This is a genomic window from Pseudomonas fluorescens (genome assembly GCF_019212185.1).
Lineage (GTDB): Bacteria > Pseudomonadota > Gammaproteobacteria > Pseudomonadales > Pseudomonadaceae > Aquipseudomonas.
On the sequence record NZ_CP078138.1, the window covers coordinates 3,212,861 to 3,232,470 of the forward strand.

Consider the following 19,610-nt stretch of genomic DNA (forward strand, 5'->3'; position numbering starts at 1 on the left):
GATGAATCATGAGTTCAGAAGCGTGCCGCGGATCGTCTGCGCGGCGGGTGCTTTGCAAGGGATTGGCCAGGTGTTCGCCGGGCTGGCGGTGCGGCGGGTGCTGTTGGTGTGCGACCCGGGCATCGTCAAGCTCGGCTTCGCCGCCCAGGCCAGTGCGGCGCTGGAAGCGGCCGGTTGCAGCGTGGCAGTGTTCGATCAGGTCGTTGCCGACCCGCCGGCAGCGGTGGTCGAACAGGCGGTCAGCCAGGGCAGGGCATTTGCCGCCGATGGCGTGCTTGGCCTGGGTGGCGGCAGCTCGCTGGATGCGGCCAAGCTGGTGGCGTTGCTGATCAACAGCGAGCAAACGCTGCCGGAGCTGTACGGCAGCGACAAGGCTCACGGCCAGCGCCTGCCACTGGTACTGGTGCCGACCACGGCGGGCACCGGTTCGGAGGTGACCTGGGTTTCGGTGATCACCGACGCAGAGCAGCGCAAGCAGGCGGTGTATTCGGCGCAACTGATGCCCGATGTGGCGGTCCTCGATCCACTGCTGACCCTCGGCCTGCCCGCTGGCGTCACCGCCGCCACCGGCCTCGACGCCATGGTCCACGCGATCGAGGCCTACACCAGCCGCACCCGCAAGAACTCGATCGCCGATGGCCTCGCCACCACCGCCCTGCGCCTGCTTGGCGGCAACCTGCGCAAAGTGCTGGCCGACGGCAGCGACGTCGCCGCGCGTTCGGCCATGCTCCAGGGCTCGCTGATGGCCGGCATGGCCTTCGTCAACGCCTCGGTGGCGGCGATTCACGGCCTGGCCTATCCACTGGGCGCCCGCTTTCACATCCCTCACGGCCACGCCAACGCACTGGTGATGGCGCCGATGATTCGCTTCAACCTGCCAGCGGCGCAACGGCAGTACGCCGAACTGGCCGCGCACCTGCTGCCCGAAGCCCGCTTCGCCGACGAAGCCAGCGCCGCCCAGGCCTTTGTCGAGGCCATCGAGGCGTTGGTACGCGACAGCGGACTGGAAACCCGGTTGTCGCGGTTGGGTATCGATGAGGACTCGATTGCGCTGATGGCGAAGGATGTGGTGACGGGGTTGCAGCGCCTGATCGCCAGTAATCCGAGGGACATGGACGAGGCGCAGGTGCAGGCGATTTATCGCGGGATTTACTGAGAGTCGGGGGGCAGCCAGCCGGGGTGGGTGGCTGCGCCTGAGGGTCAGTGACCGCTCTTTCAGGTTTTCTTGAACAGTCGATTATCGAACCTGAACGGTTCCGAGCGCAGCGTGACCTTGGCCGCGTCCGGGTGCAATGGGTTGTACAGGTAGTTGAGCGAGTAGGGCATGATCGCGCTCGGCACTGGCAGCAGCAGGGCAGGACCCTCCACCAGAAACGAATCACCCAGTGCCCGGCTGTGCCGCTGATCGGCGTCCCAGTCGGCCTTCAATGTGGGCGCCGGGGCCATGCTGACATCGTCGGGCAGCTCAACCGTCAGCAACTGAAATGTCTCAGGCAGGTCCTCCTGATCAATCTCCATGTGCACCAGAATCTCCAGCATCGCCCCGGGCGGGGTGCCCGCCAGATAAACCACCGGCCGCCCGGCCGTGTGCCATCGCCCGCTGGCGAGGACGCCGCCACGCCCGGACAGGTCGGCGTACCCACTGATACGCCAGAGGATCAAAAGGCAAATCCCTCTGCCAGTTGAATCAGCATTTCTTCCACCTGCCGCGTGCCCTGGACCGTCGACAACATGGCCATGGGGGCAATGCCCTGGAACCGTTCCTTGGGTTTCGAGAGCCAGCGCTTGGCCTTTTCGTTGTTGCCAAACACAGCGTCTGCCATGGCGGTAATGTGGGCGGTGCGATACAAACGATCGCTCTCGTCGACCGTGAGTCGCTGGTCTTTGGCAATCCGCGTCTTCAGGGTTTTCAGCGGGATGATCAGATCGCGCTCAAACGGGGTCACCTCACCCAATTCAACCAGCTTCATCACGGTGTTGGCTGCAAAGCCGCCCTGGATAAGGATGTGAATCTCCAGATCGGAGGCATCGTCAGGGATCTGCAACAGGTCCTGTAACCGTGCGCGGTAGGCACCGTAGGCGGGTTCACGCATGATTTCGGCGAGCATGGCCATCTCCTGAGTGATTCGGCATATGCCGTATAATGAGCGGCATATGCCGAGTTTGCCAGCCCTTATCGACCACCGGTTGTTTCCGGACAGGCAGCCAACTCAATCAGGCGCCGGGAAGCAGACCTTTCTGTTTGGCGACATGGGTCGCCAGCGCGTCCATTAAATCCGGCGACAGGCAGTCATAAGGTTCCAGGCCAAGCGAGCGCAGGCGCTTGCGGATGGCCGCCATCTGCGCGGGCGGGGTGCCGGTCTCGATGATCGAGGAGACGAACGCCGCGAACCCCGGCGCCGCCCATCCGCTTTGCGGCGACAGCTCGGTGTGAACGAAGTCCAAGCCATAAAACGCGTGGTCCTTGTTCTCGATGCGTCCGAAAAGATGGGCGTGACACCGCGTGCAGGCGTGGCGCTGAATGGTTGCAGCTGGATCGACAATCGCCAGTTTTTCGCCGTGGGCAATCACGCTGACCTTATCTCGCGGCACCACGGCGATGACCGCGAACGTCGCGTTCTGCGGCTTCCAGCATTTGCTGCAACCGCAGGCGTGGTTATGCAGGGTTTGCGCATCGATTCGGACCTCGACCTTGTCGGTTGCACACAGGCATTGCAGGGTGCCACCGCTGAAGTTCGCGGCGGCGGGCTGGATTTCGTTGTCCAGGGTTGGGTGGAGGGGAAAGGTGCTCATGCTGGCGTCTCCTTTCGGGTGGGTAGGGGAGTAAGGATAGTTGGTGCGTGGGGTTTAGTGAGGGGCGGGGAGTGGGGGGAGAAGGGCAGCTTAGACCTGGGCACACTCAATGTGCCGCCCAAGCATTGAAGCGCTCCTCTAGCTCGTCGCCGTAGTCGATCCAGAACTGGCTATCAACTTTCAGGGCTTGCGCCATATTGGTCTCAGCGGTTGGGAAGTTACGTTGCGCTTCGGGGGCGATCAGCTCCATCGTGTGTTTTTGGGCCGGACCGTTATGCATCTGCTCTGCAAACAGTTTCTGTTGGCTTGGCAGACTGGCGAAGGCAATGAACTTCAAAGCGGCCGGCACGTTCGGACTGCCCCTCACAATGGCCCAGCTGTCCATGTCAGACAGGTTGCCTTTCCATACCAACGGAAAATCATAGCCGTCCCGCTGGGCGCTGACCGCACGGGCCGTGTACACCGAGCTCATGCCGACATCTCCCGCTGCCAGCCATTGCATGGGCTGAGCCCCGGCTTCCCACCACTGGATCTGCGATTTGATCTGATCCAGTTTGCGAAACGCACGATCAACGCCTTCAGGCTGCCGCAGCTCGCGGTAAACCTGATCAGTGGGTACACCATCGGCCATCAGTGCAATTTCCAGGGTGAGCTTTGCACTTTTTCGCAGGGCACGTTTTCCTGGAAACGCGTCCAGATTCCAAAAGTCAGCCCATTGCGTCGGAGCACTGGTGAACAGTTTGGGGTTGTAGACAAAAGCGGTTGACCAGATAAAGATACCCACCCCGCACTCGTTCAATGCCCCTTCGACAAAATTCGCCGACGTGACACCGGCGATTTCCGGCAATCGTTCGAACAGACCTTCCTCACAGCCGCGCTGTACCTGTTCATGATCAACTTCAACCACATCCCAGCTGACGCTGCCGGTGTCGACCATTGCTTTAATCTTGCCCATCTCGCCATTGTATTCACCGGCTCGTACGGCGATGCCGGAGGCTTTCTCGAAGGGGGTGTAGAACGCTTGTTGTTGAGCGTCCTTGTTCAGCCCGCCGACCGAGATGACGGTCAATGCTTCGGCCTGCGCGTAGGTGCAGAGTGTTGCCAGGGTGAAACTGGTCATGATGGTTTTAAACATGGCAGGTTTCCTTTTTCTTGTTCTTTAAGGGCGTGCCGAGGATGCTAGCGAACTCCTCAAAGTGAGATCGGGAATAAAAAGCGCGAACCTCGGGAATTTGTCTCCCGCCAGTCAGGAATCTGCAATGAAACGTTTTACCGACTATCGTTTACCTTCGATTGATGCGCTGTTGGCATTCGATACTGCGGCGCGGTTGAAGAGTTTCGAACTCACTGCCCAAGCGCTGTCTCTGACGGGCAGTGCCTTACGCAAACGTATCGCCAGCCTTGAACAACTGCTTGGATTGAAGCTGTTCGATCGACAACATGGCACGTTGATGCTCACCGCGCAGGGGCAGGTGTACCTGGAGCAAATCAGGCCGGTGCTGGTGCAATTGGTGTCTATCACCGCACACCAGCGTCCCGCGCAGAGAAAACAACGGTTGACGATCAGTTGCCCACCCACCTTTGCCCGGCAGATTCTGATACCGCGCCTCCAGGAGCACAGCCATGCCTTCCCCGACATCGACCTGCAGATCGAGTTGAGCGCGCCACTGGCCAGGGCCGAAAGTTGCGCCAGCGATTTGCACATCTGTGGAGGCGCCACTGATGTGGAAGTCTCCCAGCGCCTGTTGGATGAGCGTCTGCAGCCCATGGCTGCGCCGGCGTTGCTCGCTCGCTACGGTGAACTGAAATCGCTGCGCAATTTTCCCAGCCTGCCATTGCTGCGCTCTCCCATGGAGCCTTGGCAGCCATGGTTTGCCCAGGCCAGCCTCAACCTGCAAGAGCCGGATGAGGGGCCGGCGCTGCTCGATCTGGGCATGATGCTTGAAGCCGCCGTCCAGGCTCAGGGTGTGGTACTGGCGCGGCCTTCGCTTGCGCTGGCGTGGTTGGCCGATGGGCGCCTGGTCCCGGTGGGGGAGGTGCGCAGCGTGCCGACCTACCACTACCGTTTACTGGTCAACGAGGCATCATCGGCAACCCAGGCATTCAGTCATTGGCTGATTGAAGTCTGCAGCGATACGGTGCAAACGGCGGAGCGTCACCTGAGTCGTGTGTCACAGGGAAAATAACACCCGGACAACGAGAAATCATTTCCCGATCCTCAGCGCGTGGGGCAGTTAGTCTTGTGCTTACCAAGACTATGGAGTGGAACAATGCCTACCATCACCTGCATCGAAGACCTGCGTCTAATGGCTGAACGACGTGTGCCACGCATGTTCTACGACTATGTTGACGGCGGCTCATGGACTGAGAGTACCTACCGTGCCAACCAGGCCGAATTCGCCGACATCAAACTGCGCCAGCGTGTCGCTCGAAACATCGAAAACCGCTCGCTGAAAATCAATAGCCTGGGAATCGACATGGCGATGCCATTGGCTATCGCGCCTACCGGGCTGGCCGGGATGGTCCATGCAGACGGAGAAATCCTGGCGGCGCGCGCGGCCACTGCCGCCGGCATTCGCTATACGTTGTCGACGGTCAGCATTTGCTCGATCGAAGACATAGCCGATGCGATCGCGTCACCCTTCTGGTTTCAACTGTACGTCATGCGTGACCGTGAGTTCATTGGCCGCTTGATCGACCGGGCCAAGGCGGCCGGGTGCGATGCGCTGGTGCTGACGCTGGATCTGCAGTTGAGCGGCCAGCGCCACAAGGATCTGAAAAATGGCCTCTCGACACCACCCCGCCTGACCCCTGCCAATGTGCTGAACCTGCTGAGCAAGCCACGCTGGCTCAAAGGCATGATGTGCACTCGTCGCCACTACTTTGGCAACATCATGGGGCATGTCAAAGGCGTCGATGACCTTCGGCAACTTGCAAACTGGACCTACGATCAATTCGATCCGCGTCTGAATTGGGACGATATCCAGTGGATCAAGGAGCGCTGGGGAGGAACCTTGATCCTCAAAGGTATTCTCGACGTCGAGGACGCATGTATGGCATTGGCCAGTGGCGCCGATGCGATCGTCGTCAGCAATCATGGCGGTCGCCAACTCGATGGTGCCGCCTCAAGCATCAGTATGTTGCCCGCCATCGCCGAAGCGATCGGAAACCGTATGGAAGTCTGGTTCGACAGTGGCATACGCAGTGGCCAGGATGTGATCAAGGCCCTGGCACTCGGTGCGAAAGGGGCCATGCTCGGCCGAGCGCACCTGTACGGCTTGGGTGCCATGGGCCAAGCGGGAGTAGCCAAAGCCCTGGAAATCATCGCCACGGAAATGGACCTGACGTTGGCGCTATGTGGGCATACCAATGTGCAAGACATTGATCGCAGTATCCTGCTGCCCGGTACCTATTCTCAGGCCGATTGGACATGCTCGGAACTGCGGCGCGAAAAGACGCTCGCCTGAAACAGAAGTAAGGTGACAAGTAAGTCGGCTTCTTATGGGCAAGTAATGCCCATAAACCGTTGAGCTTTAACACGTGTTATTTCTGCTGAAAGTTCGCTAACAGTCCGAGCGGTACAAATAGCTTGGGCAGGAATGCCAGATCAAACAAGGTCAGCCTTCAGATATTTCATACAACACCCGAAGTCCCGATCCCCGGCAATGAAAGTCATTGTCCTATCTGTCAGTATTAATTTCGCTCTTAACTGCCGACACTTATCCCGAACCCGAATAACTTCATCCCAGCCCAGATCTATACAACTATCACTACTGGCTATTCGAAGCTAAAGTGATACCAGTCATGTAATTTCCGCAAGGATGTTATTCGAATGGTTTCACTGACGCGACCCAACAGCCTGGTGCTCGACCTGGAAGTCGTCCCCGGCAAAGCCAATCAGCCCGACCGTATCTTTATGGTTGGCGCGTTGCGTCCTGACACCGAAGAACAACTCGAACGCAAAGTCGATAAGGATCTGCCCGTTGTCCTTGAGGCGCTGGATCGGTTGGGGGCGGGTGCCAGTTTCGTGCTGGGGCATAACGTCATTGGCCATGATTTGGCGATTCTGCAACAGCAAGCCGCGCACTTGACCTTACTCAAACTGCCGGTCATCGACACGCTGCTTTTGTCTCCTTTGGCGTTTCCGCAAAACCCGTATCACCGCCTGGTCAAAGATTACAAACTGATTCGTGACAGTCTCAATTCACCGCTGTCCGATTGCCGTTCCACCCTGACCCTGTTCGACGACCAGCGCGAAGCATTCGCCACGCTGAACAGTCAGCACCCGGCGGAACTGCTCTGCTACCAGGCGCTGCTTGCATCAACACCCAAAAGCGATCTGGGGTCGTTTTTCGGCGGGATTACCGAGCAGGCGCCAGGACATCTCGCTGAACTACGCAGTTTGATTCCCGGACTGCTTGAGGAAACCGACCCGACCCTGACCCGTACGCTCAAGGTCTGCAGTACCCGTTTGAAGGCGTTGCTGGACGCCGACCTCATGGACGCGAGTTTGCATTGGCCCATCGCCTATGCATTGGCGTGGCTGCGGGTGTCGGGCGGTAACTCGGTGGTGGCGCCCTGGGTACGCCATCAATTTCCTGCGGTCAGTCGCTTGATCACCGAGCTGCGCGATATGCCCTGCGGCGAGCGCCATTGCGGCTATTGCAGTACCACCCATGATCCGCGCCACGAACTCCGGCGCTATTTCGCGCCCATTGAGGACTTCCGCACCGAGCCGGACGGGCGCTCGCTGCAGCACGATGTGGTGCTTGCCGGTATGCAGGGCAAGCATGTCCTTGCGATCCTGGCGACCGGGGGCGGTAAATCGCTGTGCTATCAATTGCCTGCCCTGAATAGGTTCCACCGCAACGGCAGCCTGACCATCATCATTTCGCCGTTGCAGTCGCTGATGAAGGATCAGGTCGACGGGCTGCTGGCGCGCAACGTGCAAAGTGCGGCGACCTTGAACGGTCTGTTGACCATGCCGGAGCGGGCCGAGGTGCTGGAGAAGATCCAGATGGGAGATGTCGGCATTCTGCTGGTCTCGCCCGAGCAGTTTCGCAACAACGCCTTCCGCCGTGCGATCAGTCATCGCCAGGTCGGCGCCTGGATTTTCGATGAGGCGCATTGCTTGTCGAAATGGGGCGCAGATTTTCGTCCTGATTACCTCTACGTCTCGCGTTTCATCAAGCAGTTCACCGGCGACGGTCAGCTCGCTGCGATCGGTTGCTTTACCGCGACCGCCAAACCGGACGTGCTTGATGACATCGAACAACACTTCGAAGAGCAGTTGGGCATCCGCTTCGAGCGTTTCATCGGTACCCATGAACGGACCAATCTGCACTTCGAGGTGTTGCCGTGTGCCCGCTCAGAGAAGCGCCACCATACTCAGGCGTTGCTTGAGGAGGAGCTGAGCGGCAACGAGGGCGGGGCGGTGATCTTCGTCTCCAGCCGCAAGGGTGCGGAAGAGCTTGCGGATTTTTTGCTCGGTCACGGCTGGGCCTGCAAGCACTTTCACGCTGGGCTGGCGCCCCATGAGAAGAAGGACATTCAAGACGCCTTCAAGGCGGGGGAACTGAAGATCATCGTCGCCACCAACGCCTTTGGCATGGGCGTCGACAAATCCGATATTCGTCTGGTGGTGCATGCGGATATTCCAGGGTCGCTGGAGAACTATTTGCAGGAGGCCGGCCGCGCCGGGCGCGATCAACTGCAGGCACGCTGCGTGCTGCTGTATGACTCGCAGGACATCGAGAACCAGTTCGGGATGTGCGAAGGGTCGAAACTGACCCTGCGTGATATTCAGCAGATCTTGCGAAAGTTGCGCAAGGAGTGCGACCGACGCAAGGGCGGCAGGCTGGTGATCACCGCCGGCGAAGTGTTGATGGATGAACAGGTCGAGACCAGTTTCGAGGCCGGCGAGCGCGATGCTGAAACCAAGGTCGCCACCGCCGTGTCCTGGCTTGAGCGCGGACAGTTCTTGAAGCGAGAGGAGAATCAGACCCAGATCTTTCCGGCCAGCCTGAAGCTGAGCAAGGAAGACGCCGTAAAGCGTCTGAGCGGCGCCAAACTGCCAGCTCGGCGCCTGGAAGAGTTCAAGGCGATTCTGAACTATCTGTATGAGGCGAGTGCCGATCAGCGCATCAACACCGACGCCCTGATGACCCTGACCAGTCTCACTTCCGAAGAGGTCGCCGCGACGCTGCGGCAAATGGAGGAACTGGGACTTTTAGTCAACGACTCCAAGCTCACGTTGTACGTCCGCCATGGCGTGGTGTTCCCCTCCATCCAGCGTCTGCAAGTCACCTTGACGCTTGAGACGGCTTTGTTCGAGCTGCTGCAGGAACTGGCGCCGGATGCCGAGAACGGGACGTGGCAGGACCTTAATGTGCCGCTGTTAACCTCGGCGCTTAAAACAGCCACCGCCAGCAAGGATCTGCTTCCGCTGCACGTTCTGCGACTGTTACGCAGCTTGGCGCAGGATCACGACAGCGAGAGTCAGCTGCGCAGTTGCTTCGAACTGCGGCAGATCAGTCAGGATTTCCTCAAGTTGCGCATCCGTGGTGGCTATAACTGGAGAGGTATTCAAGGATTGGGCGACCGCCGGCGGGCTGTCGCTGCCGTGGTTCTGCCGTTCCTGATTGGCAAATTGCCGCCGGGCTCAAGGAACAAGGATCTGTTAGTCGATACCACGTTCGGCGAACTCACCGGCCTGATTGATCAGGATCTTGAGCTACGTTCCAGAATCCCCGAAGCGCAGCGCCGTAAGGCGATTGAGCATGTGCTGCTGTACCTGCACAAGCAGGATGTACTCACGTTGAACCACGGCATGACCGTCATGCGGCGTGCCATGACGATCCATATCGATACGCAAAAACGTAGCGGATACCTCAAGGATGACTACCAGCGCCTCGATGAGCATTACCGGGAGAAACGTATCCAGGTGCACGTCATGCGCGAGTATGCGCAGGTCGGAATTGACTCGATGCCGCAAGCCCTTGATCTGGTCCAACACTATTTCACGCTGACCAAGCAGGAGTTCATTGAGCGCTACTTTGCCAATCGCCAAGAGGTGCTCAAGCTCGCCACCAGCGAAGAGTCCTGGCGCAGCATCGTCGAACGGCTCAGCGCTGCCCAGCGGATTATCGTCTCCGATGACGATGATATGAACCGACTGATCCTGGCGGGCCCCGGTTCAGGCAAGACGCGGGTGATCGTGCACCGCATCGCTTATCTGTTACGCGTTCGACGGGTACCGGCGCGCTGCATCGTGGCGCTGACGTTCAACCGTCACGCCGCCAACGAAATCAAGCAGCGCTTGCTAAAACTGGTCGGTCCCGATGCTTTTGGGGTCAATGTGATGACCTATCACCGCATGGCGATGCGCCTGACGGGCACTCGCTTCGAGCAGGGAGAGACGCTTGAGGAAGGGCGCCTGGTCCAGGTGATGGAAGAGGCGGTCGAGTTGCTCGAGGGCAAGCGTCAGGTCGAAGGCGAAGATGACTTACGCGAACAGCTGATGCGCGGCTACCGCTACATTCTGGTGGATGAATATCAGGACATTGACGACCTGCAATATCGTCTCGTCAGCGCACTGGCTGGGCGCAAGTCCGAGGAAGAAGGGCGTTTGTGCATCTTGGCGGTGGGTGACGATGACCAGAACATCTATGCCTGGCGTGACACCAACAATCGCTACATCGAGCGCTTTCGCGAGGACTACTCGGCAACCCAAAACTATCTGGTCGACAACTATCGCTCCAGCCGTTACATCATCGATGCGGCTAACCGTGTCATTGCGCATAACTTTGATCGACTCAAGCAGGATCACCCGATTCAGATTGACGCGGCTCGGCGCACATGGCCGCAGGGCGGGGATTGGCAGACGCTGGATCGACAGCGCGCAGGGCGCGTGGTTCGCCTGAGGGTCGAGGCCGAAGCTGGCGCACGGGCCAACCTGCAAGCGCAGGCGGCGATGGCGGAGCTGGAACGTTTGCTGAGTCTGGAAAGCGAGGGTTGGCAGGGCTGCGCGGTGTTGGCGCGCACCCACCACTACCTGCTGCCGCTTCAGGCATGGTGTGAAGCGCGTGGCGTTGCCTATTGCCTTGCATCCGACAAGGACGGCGCCTTGCCCCTGACCGCTCAACGCGGCTTTGTGCAGGCTGTCGAAATACTCGACGGGATAACCGAGGCGGTGAGTGCCGCGCAGGCGTGGACCTTCATGAGCCAGCGGCAGCTTTCGCCGGATTGGCATGACCTGTTGCAGACCGCTTTTGAACAGCTCACCGCGGAGTTTGGGCAATGTCCCTTGGTCGCTCGGACGTTGGTTGATTGGCTCTATGACTATTTCCGCGAGCTGCGCCAGCAACCCAGGAAAGGGCTCTACCTGGGCACGGTCCATTCCGCCAAGGGATTGGAGTTCCGTCACGTGGTGCTGCTCGATGGCGGCTGGTCTGCTCAAGCAGAAACCCTTGGCGATGAACGCCGGCTCTACTACGTGGGCATGACCCGTGCCGAGCAGACGCTGACCCTGTGTGAGTTTTCCGGGGGAAACCCGTTCAGCCGGCATGTCACGGAAGACGTCATGTACGACACCTTCCAGGGTGAAAGCCTCCCAGCGCTGGAGAAACGCTACCTGCAGCTTTCGTTGAAGGATATCGATCTCGACTTTGCTGGGCGTCAGCCCCCTGGGGCGGCAATCCACCAGACATTGGCGGCGCTTGAAGCTGGCGACCCGCTGTCGCTTGTGGCGCATGAAGGTAGATATTTGATCCAGGACGCGCAGGGTCGGGTTGTCGGCCGTACAGCGAAGTCATTCAATCTGGAACTGGAGGTTGAGGCGTGTGAAGTGGCCGCGGTGTTAGTGCGTCATTCTGATCGGTGCGAGGAGGCTTTCCGAACCTGGCATCGTACCCAAGTGTGGGAATTGATCGTGCCAAGAGTGGCCGGCCGGATCGTATTGGGCAGTGGGAAAACCTGAAGCAACCCAACGCCTCCCGAAGGTCGGTTACAAGGAGAATGCCAAGGGGTATAACGGGCTGAGAAAGAGGCGGCCCACATGCAACAGGCCTCCACAGGCAGCGCCCGGGCCAGGCGCCCCAGGCTGGATCGGCGCCGGCGGCGCGGAGCGATGTGATGAGTTGCAGAGCGTGGCGATGGGCTCGCAAGGGCCTTCCTGGCTGCATCGCGCTGGCCTTGCTGGTCGCTCCGCTGTGCGCTCGCTGCACTCAGGTCAATGGCGCGGCGGATGCCGGTGCGAATCCCATGGCCGTGCCACAGCTTGTGCGGCCAGGCGACGCTGGTGCCATGCGGATTCGGGTGTATACGTTCCTCCACAAGGGCGTTCGGCAATACGTCAGCCGGCGCCCCGAAGGCATCTCCGCGCGGGTCGATGTGCTGGAACTCTATTACATCAAGGGCTGTTACCTGTGCATGGCGCCGAAGGATTTCAAGGTCGCCTCACTGAGGCTGGACACCCAATCCTATCGTCGCGAGATCGAAGCCGCTGCCGGTCAATACGGTGTCGACAGGGCGCTGGTCCGCGCCGTGATCCATGCCGAATCGGCGTTTCGCCCCAACGCCATTTCCATCGCCGGTGCCCAGGGCCTGATGCAATTGATGCCCGCCACCGCCGAGCGCTTCGCCGTGGACAATCCGTTCGACCCTCGACAGAACATTCGCGGTGGCGTGCGCTATCTGGCCTGGCTGCTCAGGCGCTTCAACGGCAACGAGACGCTGGCGTTAGCGGGTTACAACGCTGGCGAAGCCTCGGTGGTCGAACACAACGGGGTGCCTCCGTACGCGGAGACCCAGTCCTACGTCACCCTTGTGCGGTCGTTGACCGAACGCTATCGCAGGCAGCGGTAGGGCTGAATCAAATGACGGAAAACTGCTTTGATGCGCTAATCAGGCGCTGGTACTGACGCAGCTGTCGGTTGGCGCTGCGGATGTCCAGAAAGAATATCTCGGCGCTGCGCCAAAGCAGCATCCACGCGGTGACGGTAACGACGCCCACGGGGATAGTGCCTTCGATACCCAGCGCCGTGCCTGCCAGCACCAAGGCCAGTGCCAGACCCAGGAGCGTCAGCGCTACCAGCCGCTGGGCACGAATATCCCCTTTGAGTTGTTCGCTCTTCTGCGCAAAGGTATTGCCGATGGCCTGCTGCAGGCGCTCTCGCTCAGCTTCCGGACAGCGAATCTGCAGCGTCAACTCAGGGTGGTACCAGGCGCTCTCCATGAGGTAATCCACCAGTTCGGCGCTCAGCTTGGGGGTGTCTGGCGAGGCGAACGGATTGAGGTAGTCAGCGCTGATGGTCAGATCGATTTTTTGACTCATAACGACCCTTTGGCTGTTGAGTGGTGGACGCAGGCTGCAGAGTTCGAAACAAGGCTACGTGGGACGTGTGATTGCTAGGTCAGCTTCAGTCGTTCAGCGGCATAATCCTTGCCCGCTGCAGTCAGCTCAAAGGTGGTGGAGCCGAACGTCCCGCGTGTCACATTCTGATTGAGCAGCCGCTTGGCCTGGAGTTGTTTGAGACCGAGTTCCACTTCTTGCGTACTGAGGGAAACCAGTTTGCAGACCGAGTGCAGGTTGGCGATTTTTCGGCAGTGCGCGTGATAGGCCAGCGCTTCGAGCAGCAGCGTTTGATTATCGGTCAGTTGCAGAGGTTGTGGGGCGGTGGCTTTCCTGGCTCTACGCGCTGTCCCATGGGGCTCGCCGTTCAAGGCGTAGGTGCTTCGAGCCTGGAAAATCGCTATGCAGAGCAGGCTGGTCAGGACCGCGATAATCAACAACAGCAACCAGTTCGGCACCGAGGTTTTCAACACCAGCCAATCGGCAAAACCTGCGAGCCAGCCCGTGGTCAGTTCGAAGTAATCGGCGAGCAGCATGACCGCCACCCCAGCCATCAGGAAAACTCCCGACGAGGCAATGGCCTTGAACCTGAGCGAGGAGTGCTTGCCTTGGGCTGCCATGGTGAGGGTCTCTGCTGCGCGAACAGAATCAAGCAAGCATAGCAGCGCAACAGCGGACTTCGAGCGCAGGAGGTGCCGACTCGAGGGCGCTTGCTTTGTTGTTGAGACGTTATGTCTCTGGCGACCAGGGTGCTTGGGCAAGGCTTACGGGACTGCGTACAGTCCCGTAAGCGGCATCGGGAGCATCCATCGCCTTTACAGCGGCAAGGAGCTCATGGCTCAGGCCGGCTGCACCGCCAGCCGGTTGCTGACATTGCGCCCCAGCACCAGCACCGTGACAAAGCCGCAGCCCACCAGGGCGGTGGCCAGGCTCAACAACACCGAGCTGCCCATCTGGTCGACGATCTGCCCGCCGAAGAACGAGCCGAGGGCGATGATCACCTGGAACAGCGCGACGAACAGCGGCATGCCGCGCTCGACGTCCTTGGGTGCGACGACGAACATCCAGATGCTGGCGCAGGCCGGGAAGGCGCCGAAGGCAAAACCCCAGAGGCCGATCAGCAGCGCGGCGCCGGTCATGCCGGTGGCGAAGTGCGGGAACAGCGCGGTGCTGACGCCGAGCATAATCGCGACCAGCATCAGGGTGTGACGCACGCTGCGGTTGGCGGCGAAGCCGGCGAAGATGTTGCCCAGCACCCCGGCCACGCCGTAGAGCAACAGCAGCGAGCCAATGGTCGGGCCGTCGAAGCCGGCGTTCTGTTTGAAGAACGGCGCGACGTAGGTGTAGGCGGCAAAGTGTGCGAGGCCGATCAGCAACACGGCAATCAAGCCGACCCGCGCTTGCGGATTGATAAACAGCGCCGGCAGGTCACTGATGCGAATCGCCTTGTCCGGCGCCAGCCGTGGCAGCAGGAACACCTGCGCCAGCAGCACTGGCACGCCCACCAGCGCGGTGACCAGGAAGGTCATGCGCCAGCCCATCAGGCCGCTGAGCCAGGTACCGACCGGCACGCCGAGCACGGTGGCCAGGGTCACACCGACCATGATGATCGAAGTCGCCTGCGCCACCCCCACGCCCTTGGGCGCCAGTCGGCTACTGAGGGCAATGGCCGTGGCCCAGAATCCGCCGATGCTGATGCCCAGCAGGACGCGGCCGAACAGCAGCACGTTGAAGTCGCTGGCATAGGCCACCATGGCGTTGGCGATGATCATGATCAGCGTCAGGCCGATCAGCAGGTAGCGTCGGTCCATGGCACCGATGCCCACCGACAGCAAAGGCGCGGCGAGGGCGGCCATGATCCCCGGCAGGGTCACCATCAGCCCGGCCTGACCGGCAGTGATGCCCAGGTCGCTGGCGACATCGTTGAGCACGCCGACCGGCAGGAACTCGCTGGTCACCAGTGCGAAGGCGCCGACGGCGACCGAGAGAATCGCCAGCCACTGCTGTTTGACGCTCTGTTGATTATGTTCGGGGACCTCGTGAGAGGTAGGGCTGATGCTGGGCATGGGCTTGATTTCCAAGGGGGATGGCGCCTGGAACAGGCGAAGGAGCGGGGGGGAATTGCCGGCGATTATAGGGACCGATTCTGACATGTCGACAGGCGGCGCTCTCGATATTAATCATCACTGGGATTGATTAGACGCGGGTCACCTCGCATTCCCGACGGGAATGCACTGGATAAAATGATTGAATTTTTCATGGCGCCGGGTCTGGCGTAGGGTGGTTGGAGGACATGGAGAACTGCCTTGAACACACCCACAGTCAACGCTGCAGAAAAGTTTGATCGCTCGCGTGCCGACGAGTACGGACGCCAGAGTCGTATTGCCCTGGCCGGTTACGACGCCTGCCAGGATTTGGCGGCCTGCATGTTGGCCGCCAGCCTTGGGCCGGGTGGCGCGGCCAGGGTCTTGGTGGTCGGCGCAGGCGGCACGGCTCAGGAAATCATTGCCATGGCCCGGCTTGAGCCGGGTTGGCGCTTCACCGCCGTCGACCCCTCCGAGCCGATGCTCGACGCCGCCCGGCAGCAGCTGCAGGCCAACGAGTTGCTCGACAGAGTCGACCTGCACCTGGGCCAGGTCGAGGACCTGCCGGCGGATCAGCCATACGACGCGGCGACCTTGATCGGCGTGTTGCATCATCTTCCGGGCGACGCTGCCAAACAGCAAATATTGCGCGCCATCCAACTCCGTCTCAAACCCGGCGCCCCCTTGGTGGTGGCCGGTAATCAATACGCCTATGCCAGCCAACCGCTGTTGCTGGCCGCCTGGGGACAGCGCTGGCGGCAACAGGGTGCGAGCGCGGATGAGGTCAAGGCCAAGCTCGGGAAAATCCTTCAGGGCGCTGATCCCCCGCATTCCGAAGCAGCGGTGCACAAGCTCATGCACGAGGCCGGCTTCGGCGATGCCACGCGGTTTTTCAGCAGCTTGTTTTGGAGTGCGTGGTTGACCTGCAAAACCCTTTGACACCCCCAGTAGGAGCCGGCTTGCCGGCGAAGGCGTCGGTTGTGGCGATGCAAGGCTTGTGGCCGCCTTCGTTGGCAAGCTGCCCGCGATCAGGCTGGCCCACAGTGGATTGCATCGAACTTCGCGAAAGGGCCTCGCAGGGCGACGGCAGCAACGATGCGCAAACAATGGTCGCGGATGTGGTCAAGACGCTGGCGCAGTTGACCCGTGTTCCTGGCTGAGGGTCACCACGACCTTGCCTTTGGCCCGGCCCTGTTCGACATAGCTCAGTGCGTCCGTTGTCCGTTCGAAAGGGAAGGTCTGATCGATGATCGGCTTGATCACGCCTGCTTCGATCAGTGAAGTGATCTCCCGCAGTTGCGCGCCATCGGCGCGCATGAACAGAAACCTGTAGCTGACCCCTTGCTTGCGCGCCTTGCGCCGAATCCCGCTGCTCAACAGGCGCATCACTTGCCGTAGCCCCCAGGACAAACCTTGCTCCTGGGCGAACTCTGCAGTCGGCGGTCCGGAGATAGAGATCAGCTGTCCGCCAGGCTTGAGCACCTTGATCGATTGTTCCAGGACGTCGGCGCCAAGGCTGTTCAGGACCACGTCATAGTCGCGCAACTCGCTGGCAAAATCCTCTCGCGTGTAATCGATCACCCGGTCCGCACCCAGTGCCTTCAGCCACAAGACGTTGGCGCTGCTGGTGGTGGTCGCGACGAAGGCGCCGAGGTGTTTGGCCAGTTGGATAGCCAGCGTGCCGACGCCGCCAGAGCCGGCATGGATCAACACCTTCTGGCCAGGCTTGAGTTGCGCGCTAGTCACCAGCACTTGCCAGGCCGTCAAGGCGCTCAAGGGAATGGACGCGGCTTCGGTCATGTCGAGGTTGGCGGGTTTCAGCGCCAGGGCGTCCTGGTGCACGGCAATCCGCTCGGCGAAGCTGCCGATGCGACTCTCGGGAGGGCGTGCGTAGACCTCATCGCCGGCCTTGAACCGCGTCACCGCCGCGCCAACCCGCAGGACGATCCCGGCGAGGTCATTGCCCAATACCAAGGGCAGCGTGTAGGGCAGAATCGGTTTGAAGGCGCCGCTGCGGATCTTCGAATCCAGCGGATTGACGCTGGCGGCGTGCACCTGGATCAACACGTCATGGGCGCCAACCGTAGGCTCGGGCACCTCGCCAATGGCTCCGGTTTGCTTACCGTACCGCTCGATAAAAAATGCTTTCATGCCAAGGCTGCTCTGGTCGGTTGCACCGGGAACAGGGCCGTTCGCCGGCCCCATACCGTTTCATTCACTCGGGCGACTGGTATCGTTGCGCAACGCTGGACTGTTTGATCTGCGACATCAGCCCCAGACGCGCCGCTTGCAAAGCGTGCCAGCGCTCACCTTCCTGCAGCGGCGGGATGGTCACCGACTCACGGCGGTCGAAGCCGATCAGCGCGGCATCCACCAGATCACCCACTTCCATGATCTCAGGCAGGCTATTGATGTCGATCCCGGCGCGATCCCAGATTTCCGTACGCGTGGCGGCAGGCAGTACCGCCTGCACATAGACGCCCTTGGGGCCCAGCTCCAGGCTCAGGCCCTGGGAAAGGAACAGCGCAAACGCCTTGGTCGCACCATAGACCGACATGCCGAGCTCCGGCGCCAGGCCGACCACCGAGCCAATGTTGACGATAGCTCCGTTGCCCGCCGTGGCCAGGCGTGGCGCGATCGCACTGGCCAGACGCACCAGGGCCGTGGTGTTGAGCGCGACCAAGTGGGCCACGCTGTCGGTGCTCTGCTCGATGAAGCTGCCGGACTGCGCCGCGCCGGCGTTGTTGATCAGGATGCCGATGCTGGCGTCTTCCCGCAGGCGCGCCTCAACGATGGCCAGGTCGCCGAGTTGGGTCAGGTCGGCCTGCAGCACATCAATCGCAACCCCATGCTCGCCGCTCAACCGGGCGGCGAGGGTGTGCAGGCGCGCCAGGTCGCGGGCGACCAGCACCAGGTCATGCCCACGTTGGGCGAAACGCTCGGCGTAGGCAGCGCCGATGCCGCTGGAGGCGCCAGTGATCAGAACAGTAGGGCGAGTGGTCATGGTCTTGTCTCTTGATCAGGGATGTCGGGAAGTTGGGTGACTGCGGTGTTGTGGGTTTATGATGATGATCATAATCTAAGCTGTCAACATCATTTGATTACGATCGACATCTATGTATCATCGACCAACGATTCAACGCTTACGCAAGGTGATGCACATGAGAGTGACCAAGGCCCAGGCCGAGGCAAACCGGCAGCACATCGTCGAAACCGCCTCAGCGGTGTTTCGCCAACGCGGCTTTGACGGGGTCGGAGTGGCCGACTTGATGGCGGCCGCCGGGTTCACTCACGGCGGCTTCTACAAGCATTTCGGCTCCAAGGCCGACCTGATGGCCGAAGCCTCAGCCAATAGCCTGTGCCGATCGCTGGCCAGCGCCGAGAACCTGGATGTGCAGGGCTTCATCGATGTCTACGTGTCGCGGGATCACCGCGACCGCCGGGACAGCGGCTGCACCATGGCCGCCTTGTCGGGCGACGCGGCGCGCCAGTCCGACGAGGTCAAGGCGAGTTTTGCCAACGGCATCGAGGGCTTGCTGCAGACCCTGGGTCAAAAATTTCCGAGCGCCGCAGAGGCGCCGGCTGGGGAAGGGCGCGAGAAAATGCTTGCCCTGCTGGCACAGGCGGTGGGAGCGATCCTGTTGTCCCGTGCCTGTCCGGACGATTCGCCGCTTGCCGACGAAATCCTCGAGGTCTGCCACCGGCAGATGACGGCAGCGCTGGCTGCGCAGTCGTAGCGGTTCGAGCGGTCTGAATCAGATCAGCATTTGCAGGGTATCGAACAACCGGCGGTCGTCGGCCTTCGACGAGCGCGAGCGGCGTCGGACCACCTGCAGGATGCACTCGATAAAGCACTGCGCGGCGCTGAACAGTGCCGACGAGCATCGCCAGCGCCTATGAGGTCAAGGCCGATCTTGAGGTGATGCACTACGCACCGGTCACCACCAACAACCCCGGCTTGACCGAGGCCATGGTCCCGGCGTTGGAGTTGGCGGCGCCAGGCAAAGTCGAACGCCTGCCGGCATCGTTGTCGCCGAGTGAAGACTTTTCGCTGTACGCGGAAAAAGTCCCGGGGCTGTTCGTGTTCCTTGGCGCGACGCCTGAAGGGCAGGACATGAACAAGGCGGCACCCAACCACAGCCCGTATTTCACGGTGGACGATCAGACCCTGGCCACTGGGGTCAAGGCTCATGTGCAGTTTGTGCTGAACTATGCGGGGCGGGTTGCGGGTAAATCCTGAGGGGTTTCCTCCCTTGCGGGAGCGGGCTTGTCCGCGATGAGGCCATCAGCTACACCGCATCAACTTCATCGCCAGCAGGCTGGTTCCCGCAGGTTCTGTGTCCGATCACAAGATCTGCATCCACCGCAAACCCTGTGGGTGG

17 protein-coding genes and 1 pseudogene are annotated in these 19,610 nt (G+C 60.8%); 8 read left to right on the forward strand and 10 right to left on the reverse strand.

Annotated elements, in window-relative coordinates; genetic code table 11:
- Window position 1 precedes the first annotated feature (1 nt).
- Window positions 2-1,156 (forward strand): iron-containing alcohol dehydrogenase, encoded by a 1,155-nt coding sequence (locus KW062_RS14520; protein ID WP_105755216.1) that lies wholly within the window; start codon window positions 2-4, stop codon window positions 1,154-1,156.
- 59 nt (window positions 1,157-1,215) lie between these two features.
- On the opposite strand, the gene KW062_RS14525 is transcribed toward KW062_RS14520, so the two are convergent.
- From KW062_RS14525 to KW062_RS14540, 4 genes are all read right to left on the reverse strand, one after another.
- A complete protein-coding gene (locus tag KW062_RS14525) occupies window positions 1,216-1,662 on the reverse strand; it encodes an RES family NAD+ phosphorylase (RefSeq protein WP_105755217.1) in 447 nt (148 codons plus the stop codon).
- The gene (locus KW062_RS14530; RefSeq protein ID WP_105755218.1) at window positions 1,659-2,108 is read right to left on the reverse strand and encodes an antitoxin Xre/MbcA/ParS toxin-binding domain-containing protein; all 450 of its coding nucleotides are present in this window, start codon (window positions 2,106-2,108) and stop codon (window positions 1,659-1,661) included. The genes KW062_RS14525 and KW062_RS14530 overlap by 4 nt, the downstream gene beginning before the upstream one ends.
- 106 nt (window positions 2,109-2,214) lie before the next feature.
- Window positions 2,215-2,793, reverse strand: a complete 579-nt coding sequence (gfa, locus tag KW062_RS14535) for an S-(hydroxymethyl)glutathione synthase (RefSeq protein WP_105755219.1) — start codon at window positions 2,791-2,793, stop codon at window positions 2,215-2,217.
- Between the two features lie 106 nt (window positions 2,794-2,899).
- Window positions 2,900-3,928, reverse strand: a complete 1,029-nt coding sequence (locus KW062_RS14540) for an ABC transporter substrate-binding protein (RefSeq protein ID WP_105755220.1) — start codon at window positions 3,926-3,928, stop codon at window positions 2,900-2,902.
- Between the two features lie 124 nt (window positions 3,929-4,052).
- Here KW062_RS14540 and KW062_RS14545 point away from each other — a divergent pair, with 124 nt between their 5' ends.
- Together KW062_RS14545 and KW062_RS14550 are read left to right on the forward strand one after the other, a co-directional pair.
- A complete protein-coding gene (locus tag KW062_RS14545) occupies window positions 4,053-4,979 on the forward strand; it encodes a LysR substrate-binding domain-containing protein (protein ID WP_105755221.1) in 927 nt (308 codons plus the stop codon).
- 84 nt (window positions 4,980-5,063) lie between these two features.
- The gene (locus KW062_RS14550; RefSeq protein WP_105755222.1) at window positions 5,064-6,260 is read left to right on the forward strand and encodes an alpha-hydroxy acid oxidase; all 1,197 of its coding nucleotides are present in this window, start codon (window positions 5,064-5,066) and stop codon (window positions 6,258-6,260) included.
- 371 nt (window positions 6,261-6,631) lie between these two features.
- Here KW062_RS14550 and KW062_RS28930 read toward each other — a convergent pair whose 3' ends face one another.
- Window positions 6,632-6,847 (reverse strand): hypothetical protein, encoded by a 216-nt coding sequence (locus KW062_RS28930; RefSeq protein ID WP_256350763.1) that lies wholly within the window; start codon window positions 6,845-6,847, stop codon window positions 6,632-6,634.
- Between the two features lie 417 nt (window positions 6,848-7,264).
- Between KW062_RS28930 and KW062_RS14555 the strand changes: the two genes are divergently transcribed.
- Entirely contained in the window at window positions 7,265-11,770 is a 4,506-nt protein-coding gene (locus KW062_RS14555; RefSeq protein ID WP_256350764.1) for a RecQ family ATP-dependent DNA helicase, read from the forward strand.
- A gap of 155 nt (window positions 11,771-11,925) precedes the next feature.
- Window positions 11,926-12,657 (forward strand): lytic transglycosylase domain-containing protein, encoded by a 732-nt coding sequence (locus tag KW062_RS14560; protein ID WP_105755224.1) that lies wholly within the window; start codon window positions 11,926-11,928, stop codon window positions 12,655-12,657.
- A 7-nt stretch (window positions 12,658-12,664) separates the two neighbouring features.
- On the opposite strand, the gene KW062_RS14565 is transcribed toward KW062_RS14560, so the two are convergent.
- From KW062_RS14565 to KW062_RS14575, 3 genes are all read right to left on the reverse strand, one after another.
- Window positions 12,665-13,126, reverse strand: a complete 462-nt coding sequence (locus tag KW062_RS14565; RefSeq protein ID WP_027620830.1) for a hypothetical protein — start codon at window positions 13,124-13,126, stop codon at window positions 12,665-12,667.
- 74 nt (window positions 13,127-13,200) lie between these two features.
- Window positions 13,201-13,764: a hypothetical protein gene (locus KW062_RS14570; RefSeq protein ID WP_027620831.1), complete on the reverse strand. Its 564-nt coding sequence runs from the start codon at window positions 13,762-13,764 to the stop codon at window positions 13,201-13,203.
- Window positions 13,765-13,983: 219 nt separating this feature from the next.
- Window positions 13,984-15,210, reverse strand: coding sequence for an MFS transporter (locus KW062_RS14575; RefSeq protein WP_105755237.1), 1,227 nt, complete (start codon window positions 15,208-15,210; stop codon window positions 13,984-13,986).
- Between the two features lie 240 nt (window positions 15,211-15,450).
- Here KW062_RS14575 and KW062_RS14580 point away from each other — a divergent pair, with 240 nt between their 5' ends.
- The gene (locus KW062_RS14580; RefSeq protein WP_105755225.1) at window positions 15,451-16,167 is read left to right on the forward strand and encodes an SAM-dependent methyltransferase; all 717 of its coding nucleotides are present in this window, start codon (window positions 15,451-15,453) and stop codon (window positions 16,165-16,167) included.
- A 183-nt stretch (window positions 16,168-16,350) separates the two neighbouring features.
- Here the strand turns inward: KW062_RS14580 and KW062_RS14585 are convergent, their stop codons facing one another.
- Both KW062_RS14585 and KW062_RS14590 read right to left on the reverse strand, forming a co-directional pair.
- The gene (locus KW062_RS14585; RefSeq protein ID WP_105755238.1) at window positions 16,351-17,379 is read right to left on the reverse strand and encodes an NADP-dependent oxidoreductase; all 1,029 of its coding nucleotides are present in this window, start codon (window positions 17,377-17,379) and stop codon (window positions 16,351-16,353) included.
- A 64-nt stretch (window positions 17,380-17,443) separates the two neighbouring features.
- Window positions 17,444-18,232: an SDR family NAD(P)-dependent oxidoreductase gene (locus KW062_RS14590; RefSeq protein WP_027620835.1), complete on the reverse strand. Its 789-nt coding sequence runs from the start codon at window positions 18,230-18,232 to the stop codon at window positions 17,444-17,446.
- A 157-nt stretch (window positions 18,233-18,389) separates the two neighbouring features.
- Between KW062_RS14590 and KW062_RS14595 the strand changes: the two genes are divergently transcribed.
- Both KW062_RS14595 and KW062_RS14600 read left to right on the forward strand, forming a co-directional pair.
- Entirely contained in the window at window positions 18,390-18,965 is a 576-nt protein-coding gene (locus tag KW062_RS14595) for a TetR family transcriptional regulator (RefSeq protein WP_027620836.1), read from the forward strand.
- A 146-nt stretch (window positions 18,966-19,111) separates the two neighbouring features.
- Window positions 19,112-19,468 (forward strand): annotated as a pseudogene (locus tag KW062_RS14600) (M20/M25/M40 family metallo-hydrolase); the annotation flags it as partial.
- Window positions 19,469-19,610 lie beyond the last annotated feature (142 nt).

Bases quoted from the DNA above. Each gene is read 5' to 3' on its own strand.
- KW062_RS14520 (WP_105755216.1), top strand. From the start codon at position 2: ATGAATCATGAGTTCAGAAGCGTGCCGCGGATCGTCTGCGCGGCGGGT.
- KW062_RS14530 (WP_105755218.1), bottom strand. From the start codon at position 2,108: ATGCTCGCCGAAATCATGCGTGAACCCGCCTACGGTGCCTACCGCGCA.
- gfa (WP_105755219.1), bottom strand. From the start codon at position 2,793: ATGAGCACCTTTCCCCTCCACCCAACCCTGGACAACGAAATCCAGCCC.
- KW062_RS14540 (WP_105755220.1), bottom strand. From the start codon at position 3,928: ATGTTTAAAACCATCATGACCAGTTTCACCCTGGCAACACTCTGCACC.
- KW062_RS14545 (WP_105755221.1), top strand. From the start codon at position 4,053: ATGAAACGTTTTACCGACTATCGTTTACCTTCGATTGATGCGCTGTTG.
- KW062_RS14550 (WP_105755222.1), top strand. From the start codon at position 5,064: ATGCCTACCATCACCTGCATCGAAGACCTGCGTCTAATGGCTGAACGA.
- KW062_RS28930 (WP_256350763.1), bottom strand. From the start codon at position 6,847: ATGGCCAATGACGTTATGCCCCAGCACGAAACTGGCACCCGCCCCCAA.
- KW062_RS14560 (WP_105755224.1), top strand. From the start codon at position 11,926: ATGAGTTGCAGAGCGTGGCGATGGGCTCGCAAGGGCCTTCCTGGCTGC.
- KW062_RS14565 (WP_027620830.1), bottom strand. From the start codon at position 13,126: ATGAGTCAAAAAATCGATCTGACCATCAGCGCTGACTACCTCAATCCG.
- KW062_RS14570 (WP_027620831.1), bottom strand. From the start codon at position 13,764: ATGGCAGCCCAAGGCAAGCACTCCTCGCTCAGGTTCAAGGCCATTGCC.
- KW062_RS14575 (WP_105755237.1), bottom strand. From the start codon at position 15,210: ATGCCCAGCATCAGCCCTACCTCTCACGAGGTCCCCGAACATAATCAA.
- KW062_RS14585 (WP_105755238.1), bottom strand. From the start codon at position 17,379: ATGAAAGCATTTTTTATCGAGCGGTACGGTAAGCAAACCGGAGCCATT.
- KW062_RS14590 (WP_027620835.1), bottom strand. From the start codon at position 18,232: ATGACCACTCGCCCTACTGTTCTGATCACTGGCGCCTCCAGCGGCATC.
- KW062_RS14595 (WP_027620836.1), top strand. From the start codon at position 18,390: ATGAGAGTGACCAAGGCCCAGGCCGAGGCAAACCGGCAGCACATCGTC.